Origin of the sequence: Chryseobacterium sp. C2(2020), assembly GCF_014218915.1 — a bacterium.
GTDB lineage: Bacteria > Bacteroidota > Bacteroidia > Flavobacteriales > Weeksellaceae > Chryseobacterium > Chryseobacterium mucoviscidosis.
The window spans coordinates 60,742-82,633 of record NZ_JACLCT010000012.1 but is presented as its reverse complement, the minus strand read 5'-3'; the positions used below and the strand labels follow the sequence as shown (position 1 = coordinate 82,633).

The 21,892-nt window shown below is 36.7% G+C and carries 18 protein-coding genes; 14 read left to right on the top strand and 4 right to left on the bottom strand.

Annotation, left to right across the window (positions count from 1 at the left end; translation table 11 throughout):
- The first annotated feature begins 57 nt into the window (after positions 1-57).
- The 6 genes from H6W52_RS09080 (at position 58) to H6W52_RS21380 (ending at position 6,988) form a co-directional block, all read left to right on the top strand.
- Positions 58-1,533 carry a glycoside hydrolase family 30 protein gene (locus H6W52_RS09080; RefSeq protein WP_116099544.1) on the top strand — a complete coding sequence of 492 codons (1,476 nt, stop codon included), beginning with the start codon at positions 58-60 and terminating at the stop codon, positions 1,531-1,533.
- Positions 1,534-1,658: 125 nt separating this feature from the next.
- Complete coding sequence (gene bglX, locus H6W52_RS09075) at positions 1,659-3,881, top strand: beta-glucosidase BglX (RefSeq protein WP_116099543.1); 2,223 nt, start codon at positions 1,659-1,661, stop codon at positions 3,879-3,881.
- A gap of 154 nt (positions 3,882-4,035) precedes the next feature.
- Entirely contained in the window at positions 4,036-4,233 is a 198-nt protein-coding gene (locus H6W52_RS09070) for a hypothetical protein (protein WP_123892010.1), read from the top strand.
- Between the two features lie 409 nt (positions 4,234-4,642).
- Positions 4,643-5,452: a family 16 glycosylhydrolase gene (locus H6W52_RS09065; RefSeq protein WP_116099542.1), complete on the top strand. Its 810-nt coding sequence runs from the start codon at positions 4,643-4,645 to the stop codon at positions 5,450-5,452.
- 96 nt (positions 5,453-5,548) lie between these two features.
- On the top strand, positions 5,549-6,670 hold the full coding sequence (locus H6W52_RS09060; protein WP_228457557.1) for a glycoside hydrolase family 30 protein: 1,122 nt from the start codon (positions 5,549-5,551) through the stop codon (positions 6,668-6,670).
- Positions 6,671-6,712: 42 nt separating this feature from the next.
- Entirely contained in the window at positions 6,713-6,988 is a 276-nt protein-coding gene (locus tag H6W52_RS21380; protein WP_308196693.1) for a glycoside hydrolase family 30 beta sandwich domain-containing protein, read from the top strand.
- A 176-nt stretch (positions 6,989-7,164) separates the two neighbouring features.
- Here the strand turns inward: H6W52_RS21380 and H6W52_RS09055 are convergent, their stop codons facing one another.
- On the bottom strand, positions 7,165-7,974 hold the full coding sequence (locus H6W52_RS09055; protein WP_047375319.1) for an enoyl-ACP reductase: 810 nt from the start codon (positions 7,972-7,974) through the stop codon (positions 7,165-7,167).
- A gap of 120 nt (positions 7,975-8,094) precedes the next feature.
- Positions 8,095-8,394, bottom strand: a complete 300-nt coding sequence (locus H6W52_RS09050) for a hypothetical protein (RefSeq protein WP_087709915.1) — start codon at positions 8,392-8,394, stop codon at positions 8,095-8,097.
- Positions 8,395-9,077: 683 nt separating this feature from the next.
- Here H6W52_RS09050 and H6W52_RS09045 point away from each other — a divergent pair.
- The gene (locus tag H6W52_RS09045; protein WP_116099640.1) at positions 9,078-10,460 is read left to right on the top strand and encodes a hypothetical protein; all 1,383 of its coding nucleotides are present in this window, start codon (positions 9,078-9,080) and stop codon (positions 10,458-10,460) included.
- Positions 10,461-10,592: 132 nt separating this feature from the next.
- Here the strand turns inward: H6W52_RS09045 and H6W52_RS09040 are convergent, their stop codons facing one another.
- The gene (locus H6W52_RS09040; protein WP_116099660.1) at positions 10,593-11,447 is read right to left on the bottom strand and encodes a nucleoside phosphorylase; all 855 of its coding nucleotides are present in this window, start codon (positions 11,445-11,447) and stop codon (positions 10,593-10,595) included.
- A 254-nt stretch (positions 11,448-11,701) separates the two neighbouring features.
- Here H6W52_RS09040 and H6W52_RS09035 point away from each other — a divergent pair, with 254 nt between their 5' ends.
- The 4 genes from H6W52_RS09035 to H6W52_RS09020 all read left to right on the top strand — a co-directional run bounded on the left by H6W52_RS09035 (position 11,702) and on the right by H6W52_RS09020 (position 17,882).
- Positions 11,702-13,528 carry a cytochrome-c peroxidase gene (locus H6W52_RS09035; protein ID WP_116099641.1) on the top strand — a complete coding sequence of 609 codons (1,827 nt, stop codon included), beginning with the start codon at positions 11,702-11,704 and terminating at the stop codon, positions 13,526-13,528.
- A 199-nt stretch (positions 13,529-13,727) separates the two neighbouring features.
- Positions 13,728-14,573: a hypothetical protein gene (locus tag H6W52_RS09030; RefSeq protein WP_116099642.1), complete on the top strand. Its 846-nt coding sequence runs from the start codon at positions 13,728-13,730 to the stop codon at positions 14,571-14,573.
- Between the two features lie 206 nt (positions 14,574-14,779).
- A complete protein-coding gene (locus H6W52_RS09025; RefSeq protein ID WP_116099643.1) occupies positions 14,780-16,924 on the top strand; it encodes a PhoX family protein in 2,145 nt (714 codons plus the stop codon).
- A 58-nt stretch (positions 16,925-16,982) separates the two neighbouring features.
- On the top strand, positions 16,983-17,882 hold the full coding sequence (locus H6W52_RS09020) for a leucine-rich repeat domain-containing protein (RefSeq protein WP_116099644.1): 900 nt from the start codon (positions 16,983-16,985) through the stop codon (positions 17,880-17,882).
- A 140-nt stretch (positions 17,883-18,022) separates the two neighbouring features.
- On the opposite strand, the gene H6W52_RS09015 is transcribed toward H6W52_RS09020, so the two are convergent.
- Positions 18,023-18,346 carry a translation initiation factor gene (locus H6W52_RS09015; protein WP_076390370.1) on the bottom strand — a complete coding sequence of 108 codons (324 nt, stop codon included), beginning with the start codon at positions 18,344-18,346 and terminating at the stop codon, positions 18,023-18,025.
- A gap of 152 nt (positions 18,347-18,498) precedes the next feature.
- Between H6W52_RS09015 and gpmI the strand changes: the two genes are divergently transcribed.
- The 3 genes from gpmI (at position 18,499) to H6W52_RS09000 (ending at position 21,800) form a co-directional block, all read left to right on the top strand.
- Positions 18,499-20,040: a 2,3-bisphosphoglycerate-independent phosphoglycerate mutase gene (gene gpmI, locus H6W52_RS09010; protein WP_116099645.1), complete on the top strand. Its 1,542-nt coding sequence runs from the start codon at positions 18,499-18,501 to the stop codon at positions 20,038-20,040.
- Between the two features lie 255 nt (positions 20,041-20,295).
- The gene (locus H6W52_RS09005) at positions 20,296-21,276 is read left to right on the top strand and encodes an acyl-ACP desaturase (RefSeq protein ID WP_076390367.1); all 981 of its coding nucleotides are present in this window, start codon (positions 20,296-20,298) and stop codon (positions 21,274-21,276) included.
- 92 nt (positions 21,277-21,368) lie between these two features.
- On the top strand, positions 21,369-21,800 hold the full coding sequence (locus tag H6W52_RS09000; protein WP_076390366.1) for a BT0820 family HAD-type phosphatase: 432 nt from the start codon (positions 21,369-21,371) through the stop codon (positions 21,798-21,800).
- Positions 21,801-21,892: the final 92 nt, after the last annotated feature.

Here is a 21,892-nt window from a genome sequence, read left to right as displayed (position 1 = left end):
AGTGTCGACAAAGTTGAATTCCGTAGAACTCAATAATCTTCACACAATTAAATTGATATGAAATTACAATATTCATATAGTTTCGTACTTAGAAGTGCTGCACTTTGCGGTGTAGCGCTTCTTTCTTTTTTAAACTGCAGCAGTACCTCTTCGGATTTATCCAATAATGGTGATAATTCAGGAAACAACGGAAACGGAAGCGGAAACACTTCCGGAGATCCGGTACAGGTATGGTTAACGAAAGGAGATCAGACAGTGAAACTACAACAGCAGGGAACCTCTTATTTTTCAGGAACTTCAGCCGCCGGAACCACCATTGAAGTAGACGGCTCGCAAATATTCCAGACGATAGATGGATTCGGATATACGCTTACAGGAGGAAGTGTACAGGTAATCAATCAGCTGAGTGCGACAAAAAAACAGGAATTGTTAAATGATCTGTTCAGCGCTTCCGGGATTGGGGTAAGTTATTTAAGAATCAGTATTGGGGCTTCGGATCTCAACAGCGAAGTTTTTTCGTATGACGATATGCCGACCGGACAGACTGATCCTACATTGGCTCAATTCAGCTTAACCAAAGATCAGGCTTTGATCAAGATGCTGAAAGATATTCTGATGATTAATCCGAATATCAAAATTTTAGCAACACCATGGTCGCCACCTGTTTGGATGAAAGACAACGGAAACACAATGGGGGGAAGTCTGAAACCTGAATATTATGCAGCGTATGCACAGTATTTCGTAAAATACATTCAGGCAATGCAGGCTCAGGGAATCAGAATTGATGCTATTACCCCTCAAAACGAACCTTTACATCCGGGAAACAACCCAAGTATGTATATGTCGGCAGGAGATCAGGCAACTTTTATCAAAAATAATTTAGGTCCCGCTTTTCAGACGGCAAATATTAATACAAAGATCATTGCTTATGATCACAATTGCGACAATCCGGCGTATCCTTTGGCGGTATTAAATGATACAGCGGCAAATCCTTATGTAGACGGATCGGCGTTCCATTTGTATGCAGGAGATATTTCGGCTTTGGGAACAGTACATAATCTATTCCCGAATAAAAACGTCTATTTTACTGAACAGTGGACAAGTTCTACCGGTGCTTTTTCAGGAGATCTGGACTGGCACATGAAAAATGTTATCATCGGATCCATGAGAAACTGGAGCAGAAATGCTTTAGAGTGGAATGTAGCCAATGATGCTTCATTCGGACCACACACTCCGGGAGGATGTACCCAATGCAAAGGGGCAATTACCGTAAACGGAAGTACGGGTTACGACAAAAATGTTGCCTATTATATTATTGCTCACGCTTCAAAATTTGTTCCGGCAAACTCCCAGAGAATTGCTTCTACACAGTCAGATAACCTTTCCACGGTAGCTTTTAAAACTCCGGCAGGAAAAACAGTATTAATTGTTCAGAACAGCAACTCTACAGATAAAGCATTCAACATAAAATATAATCAGAAGACAGCTTCGGTAAGTATGCCGGGAATTTCTACAGCGACTTATATTTTTTAAGACAAATATATCTGTTAAAATTTGTAATGATTGAAAACTTTTTGTTCTTTGTTAAATAAATTCATCCTGAACTTCAGGTTAAGAAGAAGTACTACAAAAGGACAGATAATTAAAATTAGATTAAAATGAAGAGAGTTTATTTCTTATTGGCAGTTACAGCATTTGGAATCAATACATTCGCACAAAAGACAATTGATCAAAAAGTTTCAGAACTTTTGTCGAAAATGACGTTAGAAGAAAAAGTAGGACAGCTCGTTCAGTATTCAGGATTTGAATACGCAACAGGTCCGCAAAATTCCAATTCTGCAAGTGTTCTAAATGAAATAAAACAGGGAAAAGTAGGCTCAATGCTTAATGTGGCAGGAGCCGAAGAAACCAGAAAATTTCAGGAATTAGCGTTAAAATCGAGATTGAGAATTCCTTTATTATTTGGACAGGATGTCATTCACGGATACCGAACAACCTTTCCTGTAAATTTAGGTCAGGCAGCGAGCTGGGATTTAAAACTAATCGAAAAATCCGAAAGAATTGCCGCAACCGAAGCTTCGGCTTACGGAATTCATTGGACATTTGCACCGATGGTCGACATTGCAAGAGATCCGAGATGGGGAAGAGTAATGGAAGGTTCTGGGGAAGATACGTATCTGGGAACACAGATCGGTCTTGCCAGAATCAGAGGTTTTCAGGGAAAAGGTCTTGGAAATCTAGATGCTATTATGGCTTGTGCAAAGCATTTTGCAGCGTATGGAGCAGCAGTGGGCGGAAGAGACTACAATTCTGTTGATATGAGTTTAAGACAATTGAACGAAACCTATCTTCCTCCTTTCAAAGCAGCGGCTGAAGCCGGAGTGGCGACTTTCATGAACTCTTTTAATGACATCAACGGAATTCCGGCAACGGCAAACAAATATATTTTAAGAGATTTATTAAAAGGAAAATGGAATTATAAAGGTTTTGTGGTTTCAGATTGGGGCAGTATTGGCGAAATGGTTCCTCACGGTTACGCAAAAGACAATAAAGAAGCGGCGGAAAAAGCAATTATTGCAGGAAGCGACATGGATATGGAAAGCCGTGCTTATATGGCAGAACTTCCCAATCTGGTTAAAGAAGGAAAAGTAGATCCGAAGCTGATTGATGATGCGGCAAAAAGAATTTTGGTTAAAAAATTTGAAATGGGATTGTTTGACGATCCTTACCGGTTCAGCAGTGAAAAAAGACAGCAGGAACAGACCAACAATCAGGAAAACAGAAAATTCGGAAGAGAATTTGGATCAAAAAGCATTGTTTTGCTTAAAAATGAAAAAAATATTTTACCTCTTTCAAGATCTGTAAAAACGGTTGCTTTAATTGGTCCTTTCGGAAAAGAAACTTCTGCCAACCACGGATTTTGGTCGGTGGCTTTTAAAGATGACAACCAAAGAATTGTAACGCAGTTTGACGGAATTAAAAATCAATTAGATAAAAATTCAACATTACTTTATGCAAAAGGAGCAAATGTAGATGATCAGGACAGATCGATGTTTGCGGAAGCGGTGGAAACTGCAAAAAAAGCAGACGTTGTAATCATGACGTTAGGAGAAGGTCACGCGATGAGCGGTGAAGCAAAGAGCAGAAGCAACATCCATTTTTCCGGAGTTCAGGAAGATCTTTTGAAAGAAATTGCTAAAACAGGAAAACCGATTGTTTTGATGATCAACGCGGGAAGACCTTTGGTTTTCGATTGGGCAGCAGACAATATTCCGGCAATCATGTATACTTGGTGGCTGGGAACGGAAGCCGGAAACTCTATTGCAGATGTTCTTTTCGGAACAGTAAATCCGGGCGGAAAACTTCCGATGACTTTTCCTAGAACAGAAGGACAGATTCCTGTTTATTACAATCATTACAACACCGGAAGACCGGCAAAAAACAATACCGACAGAAACTACGTTTCAGCATACATTGATCTGGATAATGATCCGAAATTTCCTTTTGGTTATGGTTTAAGTTATACTCAGTTTAAATATTCTGATATGAATTTAAGCTCAAATAATCTTAAAGGAAATCAGACATTAAACATTACTATAAATGTTACCAACAGTGGAAATTATGACGGGGAAGAAGTGGTGCAATTGTACATCAGAGATTTATTCGGAAAAGTGGTAAGACCTGTAAAGGAACTGAAAGGTTTCCAGAAAGTTTTCATTAAAAAAGGAGAAACGAAAACCATCAGTTTCAGTTTAACTCCTGAAAATCTGAAATTTTACGACGACCAGCTTAATTACGACTGGGAAGGCGGAGAATTTGACATTATGATCGGAACCGATTCTAAAAATGTTCAGACAAAAAGAATTAATTGGTTAAAATAAATATTGGTTTATTTACTTACTAAGAGCGGGATAATACCCGCTTTTGGCGGTAGAAGGCTGAAAAATTTTTAGAAGGATATTAATTAAACACAACATTTGTCATTCTGAAAGAATCTAAATAATACTTAGAGAGATGCTTCCAGCATGACAGACTTTGAAAATAATTGAATTAACTTTTAACCATATTGTTGTCATTCAGAACATAGACAGAAAGTCTACGAACGCAGTTCAGAAGCGGAGTGAAGAATCTATTAAAAAGTATTTGAGATTCTTCCTTCGTCAGAATGACAGCTTTGAAAATAAACTGAGTGTAATGAGCGTTAAATTTGTCATTCTGAAAGAATCTACATAATGCTTTAGAGATGCTTTTAGCATGACAGACTTTGAAAATAATTAAATTAACTTTTAAACATATTGTTGTCATTCAGAACATAGACAGAAAGTCTACGAACGCAGTTCAGAAGCGGAGTGAAGAATCTAAATGACCAACATTTAAAAAATAGATTTCTCGTTCCTCAGAATGACAAGTGTTGAGAATAAATTAAATAATAATTAAATCTTAATCTGGAATTTTTTAACGCAAAGATTAAGAAAACGAATTATTGATTTTAAGGAGGCAAAGAAGAATCAGCAAAGCTGATTTGATGAAGCTAACGTTTATCATAATCCTTCATCAGCGATTGGTCACAATATTTGCTCACTAAAATTTTGTTTAATTAAATAAATCTTTGCGTTAAAATATAAACCTAAAACATTAAACTTTGAAAATAAAACTTCAATATATTTTTCATTTCATCATCGGAGGAACTCTGGTTTTTTCAACAGTACATTGTGCTTCTAACAGGCCTGATTCCAACAGGAAATTAATCTGGAGCGATGAGTTTAATTACAAAGGCTTACCCGATTCTTCAAAATGGAACTATGATGTCGGCGGAGACGGTTATGGCAATAATGAAGCTCAGTTTTACACAAAAAACCGTCCGGAAAATGCAAGAGTTGAAAACGGAAATCTTATCATTGAAGCCAGAAAAGAAAACTGGGAAAAGAATAAATACACTTCCGCAAGATTACTGACAAGGGATAAATTTTCCTTTCAGTACGGAACTGTTGAAGTTCGTGCCAAACTCCCAAAAGGTCGCGGAACATGGCCTGCCATCTGTATGATGAGCGAAAACATGAAAAAATGGCCCGATGACGGAGAACTGGATATCATGGAGCACGTCGGATTTAATCAGGGGTACATTCATGCTTCGGTTCATACAAAAAAGTATAACCACATCATCGGAACACAGAAAACAGACACTTTGATTGTAAAAGATGCAAGTGAAAAGTTTCATATTTACAAAGCAGACTGGACACCGGAGAAAATTGATGTTTATATTGATGATCAGAAATTTTTCACCTATGAAAACAAAGAAAAAACGTATGAAGCATGGCCTTTTGATCAGCCATATTTCATCATACTGAATCTTGCAGTCGGCGGCTTCTGGGGTGGAAAAGAAGGCATTGATGATGTCATTTTTCCTCAGAAATATGAGATCGATTATGTAAGGGTTTACGAAAAAAAATAGAATCACTTAAAATTCTCCTCCTTTTGAGCGGTGGATAAATTTTCAAAGAGAATTTAGACGAGGTGGTTTAATATAAAAAAATAAGAAAAGATTATAATGAAGAGATTAATTGTAAGTTGCTTTGTAGTTGGGTTGGCTTTCAATGCAAATGCACAAAATTACTGGAAGAAAAATACAGGAAAAACGGCAAAAGTTTTTCTTACCAACTCGGCAGCCAACGAAAAGATGGTTGACAAAGGCACCGTAAAATTCGAAAAATTTGGTCAGCCCAAAGAAACGGATGCCTGTATTTTTGTAGATCCGGATTTTAAATATCAGAAATTAATAGGAATTGGGGGTGCTATTACAGATGCTTCCGCAGAAACTTTTTATAAACTTCCGAAAGATAAGCAGAAAGAAATTATTGAAGCCTATTACGGAAAAAACGGTTTGGGATACACGGTTGTCCGTACCAATATGAACTCCTGTGATTTTTCTAGTGATTCCTATACCTACGTTCAGGAAAATGATAATTCGTTAAAATCATTTACTGTTGCACATGATGAAAAGTATAAGATTCCGATGATCAAAGAAGCACAAAAATTAATTGGAAAAGATTTTACCTTTTATTTTTCACCTTGGAGCCCGCCCGCATGGATGAAATCAAATAAAAATATGCTGAAAGGAGGAAGACTGGAAAACGCTTTTTACCAGACATGGGCAGATTATTACGTAAAGTTCATTAAAGAATATGAAAAAAGAGGAATCAATGTCTGGGGACTGACGGTTCAGAACGAACCGATGGCAACGCAAAGCTGGGAATCGTGTATTTATTCGGCGGAAGAAGAAGGGGAGTTCCTTAAAAATAATTTAGGTCCGACTCTTTGGAAAAATGGTTTCAAAGATAAAAAAGTAATGATCTGGGATCATAACCGTGATTTGATTTACCAGAGAGCAACCACCACACTCAGCGACCCTGAAACTTCTAAATATGTTTCAGGAATCGGCTATCACTGGTACGAAACATGGAACAACAAAACCCAGCTTTTCGATAATCTGACGGAAACCCAAAGAGCATTTCCGGATAAGTTTTTAGCTTTTACGGAAGGCTGCAAAGAGCAGTTTGATATGTCTAAAATTTATGAAGTGAGTTTAGGCGAATTATACGGAAGAAATATGATCAACGATTTCAATAAAGGAACGGCTTTATGGACAGACTGGAATGTTCTTCTGGATTAAACAGGCGGACCAAACCATGTTGGAAATTTCTGTTTTGCGCCGATCATTGCAGATACTAAAACCGGTGAAGTTCATTATACCTATGAATATTATTATGTAGGGCATGTTTCGAAATTCATTAAACCAAAAGCGGTCAGAATCGGAACTTCGTCAAACAGAGCTGCATTAACTTCAACCACTTTCATGAATGAAAACGGACAGTTGGTAACCGTAATCATGAATGATACGGATAACGACATCGATACGAATCTTTGGATCGAAGGTATGGCTGCAAAATTATCGGCTCCTGCACATTCTATACAGACTGTAATATTATAGACTTCATATTAACATTTTTATTACGTTTCGGCGGAGCCAAAGGCTCCGCCGAAACTGTTTTATTCAAAAATATGTATTAGTTGGTAGCAATTATAATCTACAAATTCTTCAAATTGAAACATAAAAAAGCCGAATTCAATAATCCGGCTTAATTTATATAAGAATAATGATTTAAATTATTCAGTATCATATTTACTGATCACTCTCTGAGTAACCCCCGAACTGCTGAAACCTCCGTCATGGAAAAGATTCTGCATCGTTACTTTTTTCGTAAGATCAGAGAATAAAGTTACACAGTAATCTGCGCACTCAAGAGCCGTAGCATTTCCTAGCGGAGACATATCTTCTGCATATCCAAGGAAACCTCCGAAACCTTTTACGCCGCTTCCGGCAGTTGTCATTGTAGGAGACTGAGAAACTGTATTTACACGAACTTTTCTTTCACCCCAATAGTTTCCGAAAGTTCTTGCAATGCTTTCAAGGTAAGCTTTGTTGTCAGACATATCATTATAGTCCGGGAATGTTCTCTGAGCCGCAATATAAGTAAGCGCTAAAATACTTCCCCATTCGTTCATACAGTCTTTTTCCCAAGCCACTCTCATTACTTTGTGGAAAGAAACCGCAGAGATATCCCAGCCTTTTTCCAACCAGTCGTAGTTCATTTCTGTATAATGTTTTCCTTTTCTCACGTTGATGGACATTCCGATAGAGTGAAGGATGAAATCGATTTTACCGAATTTGGCAACAGCAGCATCAAAAAGCTTTTCAAGATCCTCGATAGAAGTAGCATCTGCACCAATTACTTCAGATCCTGTTTTCTCTGCTAAACCGTTAAGTTCTCCCATTCTCAAAGCAATAGGAGCATTAGACAAAATAAATTCAGCACCTTCTTCATGACATCTTTCTGCAACTTTCCATGCGATCGATTGTTCATTAAGGGCTCCAAAAATAATTCCCTTTTTGCCTTTAAGTAAACCGTATGACATAATTTTTTAATGTTTATTATTATACAAATGTAACAATATTTGTGTTTAGTACATAATAAAAAACGGAGCCTTCTGTAAAAAGACTCCGTTTTTCTTGAAAATATTTATATGACTGAAATTTTAATTCGTTTTCTTATTCCATTCTGCTTTTACATCTTCTGCTGCATCCTTCGTTTTTTCCCATGCATCATTGGCTTTATCTTTAACATCATCCCATGCATCAGCAAAATTATTTTTTACTCTGTCCAGCCAGTCTTCATGTTTTGCTTCCTCATCATTATTTCTTTTTTCATTAATATAATCTTTGGCTCTGTCTGCCAACTCCTCTACCTTCCATTTTGCATTATCTGCCGCATCCTTTAAAGAGTTTTTTGTGTTATCTACTGCGTTTTCTGCTTTGTTGTATTCTGAATTGTTCATAATGTGATATTTTGTTTGTGTGATTATGATTAAACAAGAACCATTCCTAAAATTTTTTCTGATTGTTAAAATTTTCATAAACTTTTATTTCGGGGGAGGAAACGGTTTTAGAATTATTCTTTAATATTTACAGTATATATTACACCAGATTTATATCTACTGAAATCATCATTTTAATAGTTAAAATGAAACTTTGAAAAACTACTCTCATATTATCTATTATGCTCCCATAAATTTTTATTTTTAATAATTCAATGATTTGAGGTCTTTTGTTTTTTCGTTATTAAGTTCATAAATAATTAATATTTATATTTTCTATTTTATTACAATTATTGTATTTTAACACGTTATATACCCCTGAAACCATCAATGTTTATCTCTGTTTTTCTTCAATAAGCAGTGATAAATTGTGCTTTATTCATTTTTTCGTGATATTTTTTATTGATAGGTAAATTTTTAAAAAAAGGATAAAATTATAAAAACACTGTTTTACTGTAATTTAAAGCCGATTTTGTATAGAATAAATTCTATGTTTTTGATCATTAAACAGTGATTAATAGGTGTATTTATTGCAAATTATTCACTTGTTGGTGTTAAATTGTAGAATTATTAAAAAAAATGAGGTTTTATTAAAAATTATTATATTTGCATTATCAAACTGATAGCTATTTAATAAACTAGAAATGCAAAAACAGACGAAACTTCAAATACTTATTACAGCTTTACTTTTTTCAGGCTTTACTTTTACATCAGCTCAGGTTGGGATAGGTACCTCATCGCCTAATCCTTCGGCTATGCTTGAAATTAATTCCGCTAATAAAGGAGTACTTTTTCCAAGTGTCTCTTTGGATTCCGAAACCGATAACATTACCATTCCTTCACCTGCCGAAGGATTAATAGTCTGGAACAACGGACAGGCAGGATTGGTAGAAACTGGATTCTTTTACTGGAACAATGCAAAATGGAATATGCTTTCCGTAGAAGGAAGTCAGGTAACCCCAGTTGTTCCCGGAGGAGGCGGAACTACATCAGGCTGGAATGATTCCGCAACGAACAGTGGAACCAATGCAGGAGCGAATACTGCTCTCGCTTTAGGAACCAATACCTACGATGACCTTATTTTTAAAGTGAATTCTGTAAAAATGGGAAGACTGGGTGTAGATAATTCCGTAAGTTTAGGACCAATGGCAAACGCCGGACAGAACGGCATTTCAATCGGAACTTCAAGTTCTGCTTTTCAGGGAGTTTCTATCGGAAATGAAGCTTCTGTAGGTGCAAATGACGGTTTGGCAGTAGGAAACAAAGCAACAGCAGCGGCATTCAAATCAAATGCAATCGGCTATAATGCCAAAACCAATAAAAATGAATCCACAGCAATCGGGAATAATTCTTTAGCAGACGGATTTCAGTCTACCGCAATCGGATATAACTCAAAAACAACAGCCAACGAATCTTCCGCATTGGGAAACAATTCATTCGCGGCAGGATTTCAATCATTAGCATTAGGTTACAATGCGAAAACAAATTCCAACAGTGAAACTGCGGTTGGATTCAATACGGTAACAAACGGACAGAATTCCACAGCGATAGGTTCCGGCGCTTCTGCAACAGGACAAAATTCCACAGCAATCGGTTACAACACGACGACAAGCCAGTATAATGCTATATCGATCGGAAATAGCAGCGCAAACGTAGGAATAGGAACAAGTACACCGAATACGACAGCAAGATTAGACGTTAACGGGCAATATAAGCTTGGAAGCAAAGGAACCGTTAACAAAAACCAGATCAGTTTTGAGGTTTGGCCGGGTGTTTCCGTTAATAATCTTCCTTCAGGAAAATCCACAACAATGGATATTGCGATTCCGGCAGCTATGGTTCCGACTTCAACAAGAGCGACGATTGTAGTAACTCCGGCTTCGGATTTTGCAGGTAATGCAACTTTCTCAATTTCGAATCCGAGAATGACTTCTACTTCAAATATTACCATCAATCTTACGAATATTTCAGGAAATGCAGAAAGTTTATACTCTGCGCATTTCTATGTAACGATTAATGAATTTTAATAGAATTGATAAAATAGTATAATGCGTCACTTCAGGACAGATTAATCAATCTTCAGGAAGTTTAATTTAATGGTTATAAAGAAAGGATCTCGCTTATGAGATCCTTTTGATTTATTAATGTTGAATGTATAATTATTTGATGATTCTTTCCAATACCCACTCAATAAGGTTTTTCTCAGAAGCATGATGATCTGCGGAGAATTCTCCACGTCTTCTGTTGGCAATCACGTTATTTACAGTAATTGCTTTGTGACCTAAAAGTTTGGATAAAGCATAGATTGCGGAAGTTTCCATTTCGAAATTGGTTATGCCAAGATCATTCAGCTTTTCTAAAAACTGATCGTCCACTGCTTTTAAACGCAACTGTCTTCCCTGTGGAGCATAAAAACCAGGGAAAGTAGCGGTGTTTCCGTGATATTTTGCATCCTTGTACAATGCTCCCAATTCTTCTGCCCAGTCTGCAAAATAAAGCATCGGTTTAATTTTCGGATAAGGGAATTTTTCCATGAAATTTCTTGAAAATTCATTTTCAAACGCATAATCCTGATAAAAATGCATTAAGCCGTCCAAGCCCACAACATTTTGTGTAACCAGCATATTGTCTACCTGAACCTCTGGATTCACACTTCCGCAGGTTCCCATTCTGAATAACTGTAAGGCAGAATGTTCCGTTTTAAACTCTTTATTTTTAAGATCGATATTTACCAGTGCATCAAGCTCGTTCATCACAATGTCAATATTCTCAGTCCCGATTCCGGTAGACATTACAGTGATTCTTTCGCCTCTTAACGTTCCTGTATGCGTGTAAAATTCTCTTTTATTTTTCTTTACTTCTACTTTATCAAAATATTTTGAAACCTTCGCAACACGATCCGGATCGCCAACAAGAATAATTTTTTCGGCAATATCTTCAGGTAAAAGGTTCAGGTGATAAACACTTCCGTCTTCGTTCAGAACAAGTTCTGAAGCAGCAAGTTTATTCAGCATAAATTCGTTTTTATAGTTTAATACATTGAAATTGTGATTGATTGTTGTCAATCTTTAAAAATCTTCTCCAAGATCCTCATCATTATTTTTAGAATGTCAATATTGGAAATTGACTGCTCGGTAATGAATTTGATTTCGGGGTTTAAAATTAATAAAAAATACCCGAATAGAGATGTAAACATTATTTAATTCAGATTTAAAATTGTGGTAACGTCCGAATTGTGCGCTATTAATAGATTTGCGCAAAAAATTTCATGAGATTTTATTCCTTTGCTGCTGTACTTTTTCTGCTTGTTTTTTCTGCAATGTCTTTCAATCCGGTTGATAAAGGAGTGAAAAGTGAAGATACATTCATCAACAATGGTTTATCGGAATTCAAAAATAAACTTGAAAACTTAAAATTGGATGCCAAAAGTTTTTCGGAAGATAAAATTTCCCTTGAAGAACTTCAGAAGTCATTAAAAAATACCAGAAATTCTTTCAAGGAAATCGAGTTTTACGTTGCGTATCACTATCCTGAATTTACAAAAACCCACCTCAACGCAGCACCGCTTTTCCATATTGAAGCAGCGGGAACTTCCGCTTATACACTTCCTCCGGAAGGATTACAGGTTTTGGACGAAATGATATTCTCGGATGAAGCACTTGAAAAAAAGGATGATATTAAAACAATTGCAGATTTTTTATACAACAGCTACGCGAGTTTTTATTTAAGTACCGTAAAAAATGGTTTAAGCAAAGGAAATAATAAAACATTACATTTAAGAATCGAGCTGATCAGGATTTACACTTTAGGCGTTACAGGTTTCGATACTCCGGGTTCGCTGAATGTTTCCGATGAAACCGTTCATGCTTTTTCAGGGATGCAAAAATATCTTCATGATGATCCTTACTTCAAAAACTATAATATTCAGAAAGCCAATGAAATATTAACGGACGGAATTAATTATCTGACAAAAAATACAGATTTTGAAACGTTCGACAGGATTGAGTTTTATAAAAAATACATTCAGCCTTTATACGAAGAATTCGGAAGCTGGGACGGAAGAACGGATGATCTGAAAGAATTTTCGGGTTGGAATGTCGGAAACAAGAACTTTTTCAGCAGCGATTTTCTGGATCCCTATTTTTATACATTATTAAAAAAAGAAGAAGATAACGGAGATTTAAGAAAATTAGGAAAAGAAATTTTTTATGACCAGAATGTGAGTAACAACGGAAAAATGAGTTGTGCAACCTGCCATTTGCCGGAAAATGCGTTCACCGATTTAAAAGCAAAGTCTCCGAGTAATGTAGAGGGAAAAACCGTGCTGAGAAATTCTCCGTCTTTGTACAATGCTGTTTTTGCCAAAAGATTTTTCTATGATCTAAGAGCGTTTTATCTGGAGCAGCAGGCAGAACACGTCATTTATAATAAAGATGAATTCAATACAAGCTATGAAAGCATCATTAAAAAATTAAAAACAAAACCGGAATACAGAAAAGCCTTTAAAGCTGCTTTTAAGAATGGTGAAATCAATAAAGAAAACTTTTCCAAAGCTTTGAGTTCCTATGTGGCTTCGTTATATTCTTATGAAAGTGATTTTGATCGGTTCATGAGAAACGAAAGAGAAATTTCATCGGATGCCAAGAAAGGATTTAATCTCTTTATGGGAAAAGCAAATTGTGCAACCTGCCATTTTGCACCGAACTTTTCAGGTCTGGTTCCGCCGTTCTTTAATGAAAACGAATCTGAAGTTTTAGGAGTTACGGCAAAACCAATCAGCCAGAAACCTTTGGAATTAGATGCAGATCAGGGAAGAATAAACAGTCCTGTGAAAAAGGAAAATTCATGGATCTATGAAAAGTCTTTTAAAACAGTAACGGTAAGAAATGCAGCTCTGACGAAACCTTATTTTCACAACGGTGCTTTTAATACTCTGGAAGAAGTTATGGATTTTTACAACGAAGGAGGAGGAGAAGGTCTTAGCTTACAGGTGAAAAATCAGACGCTGGCTTCGGATAAGCTGAATTTAAGTCAAACAGAGATTAAACAGATTATTGCGTTTTTGAATTCTCTCACGGATGTAAGCCGAAAATAGTTAATGATCAATGAAATATTCAACAGTTTAAGTACCACATTGATAAAATTTGTAGATAAAGTTTTATTAAAATGACTATATTGCGCCGAGAATAAAACGTAAAACTTAGCTTTTCCATATCTGTAAAACAGGACAGATTATTTAAGCTAAAACAATACGATTAATAAAACTATTTACCTAAAAACTCAAATTTATATTCATGAAGTACGTTATCATTTTTGCAGCGATTCTTGCTGTGCTTATTATTTACACGGTAATTTCCAGCCGAAAAAGTTTAAAAAATGCTCCCGGAAGATTAATCAATGCCAGAAAACTGTATGCTGATGGTGATTATAATGCCGCTTTAAAAGAATTAAGAGAAGCTTTTGTTGTTCCTTTCGGAGATAAAGTAACCTTAGAATACAGAACTCATGTTTTAGCTGTTTTAGATCTTTTAACAGAAATTTTAAACGGAATGAACGTTAAAGCCGATAAATTAACCGCCAAATTATACAAGCGACTGAATGAAGCTACGGGAACGATTCAGATTGAAGAATATTTGCTAAAACCGATCAATAATTTCTTCGAAAATACAGAATCTGATGAAAAACTGGCGGAATTTCTGAAAAAAGCAGCAATGTCGGGTGAAATTGGTGTTGTTTACAGTGACGATAATTCCGGTCCGGATATCAGCAACAGAACGAATGAATTTATCAACCGCGGCGGGAAATTTTTGATGAAAGGAGAATATCAGAACGCAATTGATGTTTATAATGAAGCGCTTACCCAAAGCTGGGATCAGCAGGATGAAGCTTTTCTGTACGATCAGTTAGCATCATGTCATTTAATGAATAAAGATATTGCAGCAGCGGAAGCAAATTACCAGAAAAGTATTAGTATCAAACCGTACTATACCAATATGTGGAACTACTGCGACTTTTTAATTTACAACAAGCGAAAAGCCGATGCGGAAACACAGATGTCACAGCTTGCTGCGTTGATTAAGACAAAATCTGACCAGAAAGATTACGACAGTCTGTTCAAAAAATGGTACAGCCTGTCTTAGAATACTTAAAGAAATTGAATTACAAAGTCATATATTTTTATATGGCTTTTTTTGTTTTTATAAGTTCCGACTTAACATAAAATTCATGTAATTAACATTCGGTTTTCCATTAATTAATATTTTCGAATATTTATTTAAAATCCTATTAACAGGGACTTTGCTTCAATCCGGTAGTTTTGCACTGTCTAATAAATCGAAATTTTAAAATGAAAAGAAAACTACTAACAGTTGCAGCTCTTGCAATGGTCGCGGGTTCGTTACTGAACGCACAGACTTTTATTTTTAATAAAAATTCCGCATGGAAATACAACGATAGCAATACTGCTTTGGCATCCCAATGGAAAACAGCAACTTATGATGTTTCCACATGGTCTCAGGGAAACGGACCGCTTGGTTATGGTGATCCTGTAACAACTACAACGGCTACAGGACTTATCACGGCTTATTTTGCAAAAGATTTTACCGTAAACTTAAACGATCTTTCTTCCACTATGGAATTAGGAGTGATGAGAGACGACGGAATCGTAGTTTATCTTAATGGAGAAGAAGTCGTAAGAGACAATATGCCTTCCGGAACAATCGATTTCAATACACTATCAAGTACAACAATCGATGGAGCGGCAGAAAGTGTTTATAATGTTTTTTCTATTCCAAAATCCAAATTTGTTAACGGAAACAACAGAATCTCTATTGAATTGCACAACAGAGGAGCTTCAAGTTCAGATTTAAGAATTGATGCTTATCTTAAAACAACTTCAACCGTAACTCCGGTTCCTTGTAACGCCAATCACATCAGTTGTTTTACTTCCATCGTTCCTACCGCACAGACAAATAAACTGATTATTCCGACAGAACATAAATATCAATTAATCCTAAAAGAGGGTGATAACTACACAGAAGGAGGAGGTTTAGTAGGAGGACAAAACGATTTCACAGCTTATGTTCCGAAAAATGCAAGCAGTACCAATGGATATCTTTCTGTAAACCACGAAACAAATCCGGGAGGAGTTACCATGGCAGAAATCAATTATAATGCTACTACAAAACTTTGGCAGTTGTCCCGATCAAGAGCAGTGAGCTTTTCGGCTCCGAGTCTGGTTCAGACCATCAGAAACTGTTCGGGAGGAGTTACTCCGTGGGGAACGGTAGTAACTGCGGAAGAGCAGACCACTTCAAGCGATGTTAATGCAGACGGAATGAAAGATTACGGATGGCTGGTAGAAATAGATCCGGCAACCGCTCAGGTCATTTCCCAGAATACAGACGGATCTAAAGGAAAACTTTGGCAGATGGGAATCATGAATCACGAAAACGTAGTGATAAACAATACAGGAACAATCGCTTATTATGGTGAAGACGGCGGAACACACATGGTTTACAAATATGTCATGGATACTCCGAACAATCTTTCTTCCGGAAATCTTTATGTGCTGAAACTGGATCAGGGATTAAGCGGAGGAGATCCTGTTGCAACAACCGCAACGTGGATTCAGGTTCCTAATAAAACAAAAGCAGACCAGAATAACACTACCGCTTTGGCACAGTCTCTTGGCGGAACGTCTTTCAACGGAATCGAAGATGTGGATATCAGTCCGCTTGACGGAAAAATCTATTTTACGGCAAAAGGTCTTAATAAAGTGTACCGATTAAAAGATGACGGAGTCACAGCTTCTCAGGTGGAAACTTTCGTAGGGGGTCTTACGACGAACTATTCTTTCGACACAGCGCAGGGAACAAAAACCGAAGCTTGGGGAGACGGAAACGACAATCTTACGTTCGATGAGCTTGGAAATCTTTGGGTGCTTCAGGATGGTGGTAAAAACTACATCTGGGTAATTGCTCCGGATCATACTCAGGCAAATCCGAAAGTGAAACTATTCGCATCGATGCCTGCAGGATCGGAGCCGACCGGACTTACTTTCACGCCGGATCACAAATTCGGATTCTTCTCCGTACAGCATCCGGATTCTACGATTTCAACTGATATTGATGCGACTGGAAATACGATTGATTACAGAGGAAAATCGGCAACTGTTGTTATCGCTCTTAAAAACAATTTAGGAACTACAGGTTCATTAGGAACAATTGATGCGCAGACAGAAAATACAGTAACTGTTGCTCCGAACCCGACTTCAGGATTGGTGAAGATCAATTCTCCGAAAGGGTTGAAAAATATTATGGTAACAGCGTACAGTATCGATGGTAAGATTGTTTTCACCCAGAAATATTCAGGATTGAATAAAGTTTTAGACTTAGACTTTACAAGACAGCTTGAATCTTCAAGAGTACTGGTTTTAAACATCGAAGCGGAAGGAGGATTCCAGCAGACGGTAAAATTGCTTAAAAAATAAATTATTAATATTTACATAACTGCCGGTGATGATATATTGCCGGTAGTTTTTTATTTGTATGAAAAAGCTCTTTTTTTCTATTTCATTTTTAATACTTTCACAGGCAAAAGCACAGATTGATCCTGTAAAATATCCGACGTATACCAATGTGGATGACGCAATAAAAAGCGGACAAACCATTTACAGTGTGAGTTTCAGAGGAAAAACCATGTTCAATCTTCCGGTTGAAATCCAAAAGTTAAAATCCATCTTTTTCCTGAATTTAATGGAAAACAGGTTTGAGAAAATGGATGAGTCAATTTTCAGGCTGAAAGAACTTACCATTTTAAACTTAAACGAAAACAGCATCAAATATATTCCGGACGAAATCGCAGAACTTCAGAAACTGGAAAGTTTTTCTATTAATTTAAATAGTTTAACGAAGATAAACCCGAATTTGGCAAAACTTCAGAAATTAAAGGTGATCCATCTTGATGCCAATAATCTGAATGTTTTTCCGGAAGCTTTATTAAGAATTCCGAGTCTGGAGGAAATTAATTTGCAGGGAAATCAGATCAGTTTTATTGCTAAAGATTTAGATCAGATTAAAAACCTGAAATCATTAAATCTGGCTTCCAATCAAATTAACGATTTGGGAGATTTAAAATTCCCTAAAGACTTAAAATATATAGAGTTACAGCAGAATTCAATTTCAAAACTTCCCGATGGATTATTTCAATCCGGGAATCTGGAGTTTTTAAACGTAAGCCAAAACCATATCAAAGAAATTTCGCCCAAAGTAAAAGGACTGAAAAATATAGTAAGCATGAATTTAGCAAACAATCAGCTAAAAGACCTTCCCTCCGAGTTTTCTCAACTGAAGAATCTTAAAACACTGATCTTAACAGGCAATCCGATGGAAAAATCAACCATCGAAAAGTTAAAAACCATGATGCCGCAAACACAGATTTATTTTTAAAAATCTTAAAATTATAACGTAACATTTGCAAGGCTTCTACTATCATTTGCTGAACGAAGTGCCATTGCGAACGAGAATATTTTCAGGTAAGATTATAAAACTTTCGCGGTCATAGCGTTTGAAGAATTTAAAATTAAAAACTATCCGCCAACTCTTTTCGTTTTATAGCCCATTTCTTTAAGGATATTCATAATCTTATCACGGTTATCTCCCTGAATGATAATTGTTCCATCCTTTTCAGAACCACCGATTCCCAGTGTGGTTTTTATCTTTTTTGAAATGTTTTTAAGTTCTTCCTCGCTTCCTTCCCAGCCTTCAACAATCGTTACGGGCTTTCCGTTTCTGCCTTTTTTCTCAAATTTACACACCAAAGGTTCCTTTTGTCTGAACTGTTCTTCAGGCATCTCAAAATCCTGCTCTTCATGATCAGGAAAAAGGTTTTTCAGTTGATCTCTTAAATCCATACAGCAAAATTAATAAAATATTTACTTTTTTGCTATTAACTAAAAAGTAAAATACGTTTATACTAAAAACAAATTTTAAACAAAATTTAAGTCCGTCAATTGTTGATTTCATTTCAAAATAAATAAATTTGTAGGACAAAAGTTTATACAAAATGTCGAAAAAAGCAATATTAGCGATCCTTGACGGATGGGGATTGGGAATGAATCCGGACGTTTCAGCCATTGATAAAGCAAACACTCCTTTTATAGATAACTGTCTTAAAAATTTTCCGCATACAACACTCGAAGCGAGTGGTTTAGCAGTTGGACTTCCTGCAGGACAGATGGGAAATTCCGAAGTTGGACACATGAATTTAGGAGCAGGAAGAGTGGTGTACCAGAATCTGGTAAAGCTGAACATGGCAGTCGAAAACGGATCTTTAGGACAGCAGAAAGTCATTCAGGATGCTTTTGATTATGCTAAAAAAGAAAATAAAAAAGTACATTTCATCGGTTTGGTTTCCAATGGAGGAGTACATTCACATATCAACCATTTAAAAGGACTTTTAACGGCAGCTCACGAATTCGGACTGAATGAAAATGTTTTCGTTCATGCCTTTACAGACGGGCGCGACTGCGATCCGCTTTCAGGAAAAGGGTTTATCGAAGAACTTCAGGATCACATGGAAAAAACGGTAGGAAAACTGGCAACCGTAGTCGGAAGATATTATGCCATGGATCGTGATAAAAGATGGGAGCGTGTAAAACTCGCTTATGATGCGATGGTAGAAGGAGTGGGAGAACAGTCGACGGATGCATTGGCTTCAATTCAGAAATCATATGATAATAGTGTAACGGATGAATTTATAAAGCCTATTATCATGATAGATTCCACGCAGACAGGAAATGTGGTTCCGATTGCTAAAATAACAGATCAGGATGTGGTGATCTGCTTCAATTTCCGTACAGACAGAGGTCGTGAGATCACGGAAGTACTTTCTCAGAAAGATTTCCCGGAGTTTTTTATGAGAAAACTGCCGCTTTACTATGTTACTTTAACAAACTATGATAAAACGTTCCAGAACGTTCATGTAGTTTTCGATGAAGAAGTTTTGCACGAAACGATGGGCGAGATTTTAGAAAAAAATCATAAGACGCAGATCCGAATTGCGGAAACAGAAAAATATCCTCACGTTACCTTTTTCTTTTCAGGAGGGAGAGAAGCTGAATTTGTGGGCGAAAAAAGATTGCTTTGCCCAAGTCCAAAAGATGTTCCGACCTACGATTTAAAACCCGAAATGTCAGCATACGATATTACCAACGCGATTGTTCCCGAGCTGGAAAACGAAACCGCGGATTTTATCTGTCTGAATTTTGCAAACACAGATATGGTAGGTCATACCGGAGTTTTTGAAGCAGCCGTTAAAGCAGCCGAAACCGTAGATCAATGCATTGAAAAAGTGGCAACTACAGCTTACGAGCACGGTTATGCTGTTTTCATTTTGGCAGATCACGGAAATTCTGATGTGATGATTAATCCGGACGGAACCCCAAATACACAGCATTCCACCAATCTGGTTCCTTTCATCGTAATGGACAAAGATCAGGCATGGAATCTTAAGCCCGGAAAATTGGGCGATGTGGCACCTACGATCTTAAAAGTGATGGGAGTGGAAATTCCTGAGATTATGACAGGCGATATTTTAGTCAGCTAAAAGATAAAAGTTTTAAAGAATGAAATCATTGTTAAATGTGACAGACTTTTCAAACTTAAAAAAGGACAGTAGAAAAAATCCTAACGAACTTTAATCTAAAATATTATTTAAAATTCAGAAATAATAAAGATAAAATGCCGTTATTATTTACATAGCGGTATTTTTTTATGACTAATATCAGAAATAATTAACAAAATATTATGTCCTAAATAATAAATAAAACTATAAATTTGCAGTTTAATCTAAATTCTAAAAATGTATCAAAAGCTTGTAAGGAAAGAAGTAATGGGAATTTTGGAAAAGGAGGTAGGTTCTTTTCTGAATAAATTTTTAACGCCAATCGAGAAAATCTGGCAGCCTTCCGATTATCTTCCGGATCCGTCGAGTGAAGATTTCAAACATGATTTAGAAGAAATACAGACTTTCGCACGCGAGATGCCTTATGATCTTTTCGTAACGCTTATCGGCGACTGTATCACAGAAGAAGCTTTGCCTTCTTACGAGTCCTGGTTAATGGGAGTAGACGGAGTAGATCAGGAGCAGAAAGAAATTGGCTGGGCAAACTGGGTAAGAGCGTGGACTGCTGAAGAAAACAGACACGGAGATCTTTTAAGCAAATATCTTTACCTGTGCGGAAGAGTGAACATGAGAGAAGTTGAGGTTACCACTCAATATCTTATTAATGACGGTTTCGATCTGGGAACAAGCATGGATCCTTACAGAAACTTCATCTATACAAGTTTTCAGGAAACTGCGACCAACATTTCTCACCGAAGAGTAGGAACTCTTGCAAAACAGTCCGGAAACGGAAAATTAGCTAAAATGTGCGGAGTAATTGCGGCGGATGAAGCAAGACACGCGAAAGCTTACAAACATTTTGTAGAAAAAATCCTTGAGATCGATCCTTCGGAAATGATTCTTGCTTTTGAAGACATGATGCGTAAAAAGATCGTAATGCCCGCTCACATGATGAGACAGTCCGGACAAAAAGCAGGAGAACTTTGGGGACATTTCTCAGACGCTGCGCAAAGATGCATGGTGTATACAGGACAGGATTACATCAATATCCTTAAAGACCTTCTGGACGAATGGAAAATCGAACACGTAAAAGGTCTTAATGAAAAAGCTGAAAAAGCACAGGAATATTTAATGAAACTTCCTGCGAGACTTCAGAAAATCACGGACAGAATTTCAACGCCGGATCTTCAGTTTCAGTTCAGTTGGGTGAAAAGTTAGTTCTATAATTGGATAAATTATAAAGTAGGAGTGCTAAGTGTTTTTAGCACTCTTTTTATTTTGTATCTTTGCATTTCTAAATCTTAAATATAATGATGAATAATAAGAAAATTGCTGTTGATTTCGACGGAACCATTGTAGACGATGCGTACCCAGGAATCGGCAAGGCAAAGGTTTTTGCTTTCGAGACACTTAGAAGACTTCAGGCAGAGGGGTTCAGATTGATTCTGTGGACATACAGACACGGAAAAACATTAGATGAAGCAGTAGAATTCTGCAGAAAAAACGGGATTGAATTTTATGCAGTCAATTCAAGTTTTGAAGGAGAAGTTTTCGATCCGGAAACACAATCCAGAAAGCTGGATGCAGATTGGTTTATTGATGACCGAAATCTGGGAGGTTTTCCGGGATGGGGCGAAATTTACAATATTATTCAGGAAAGAATAGAATTCCGTGTGGAAGGAAAAGAGGTTTTAGCCTATTCAAAATTAAAAAAAGAAAAGAAAAAAGGATTATTCTGGTAGAATTTAGAAATTAGAAGGCAGGTGTTAGAAATTAGTCTGAGATCACTTTTAATTATTTATCAGAAAAGTAAGATGTTTAGAATGAGAAAATT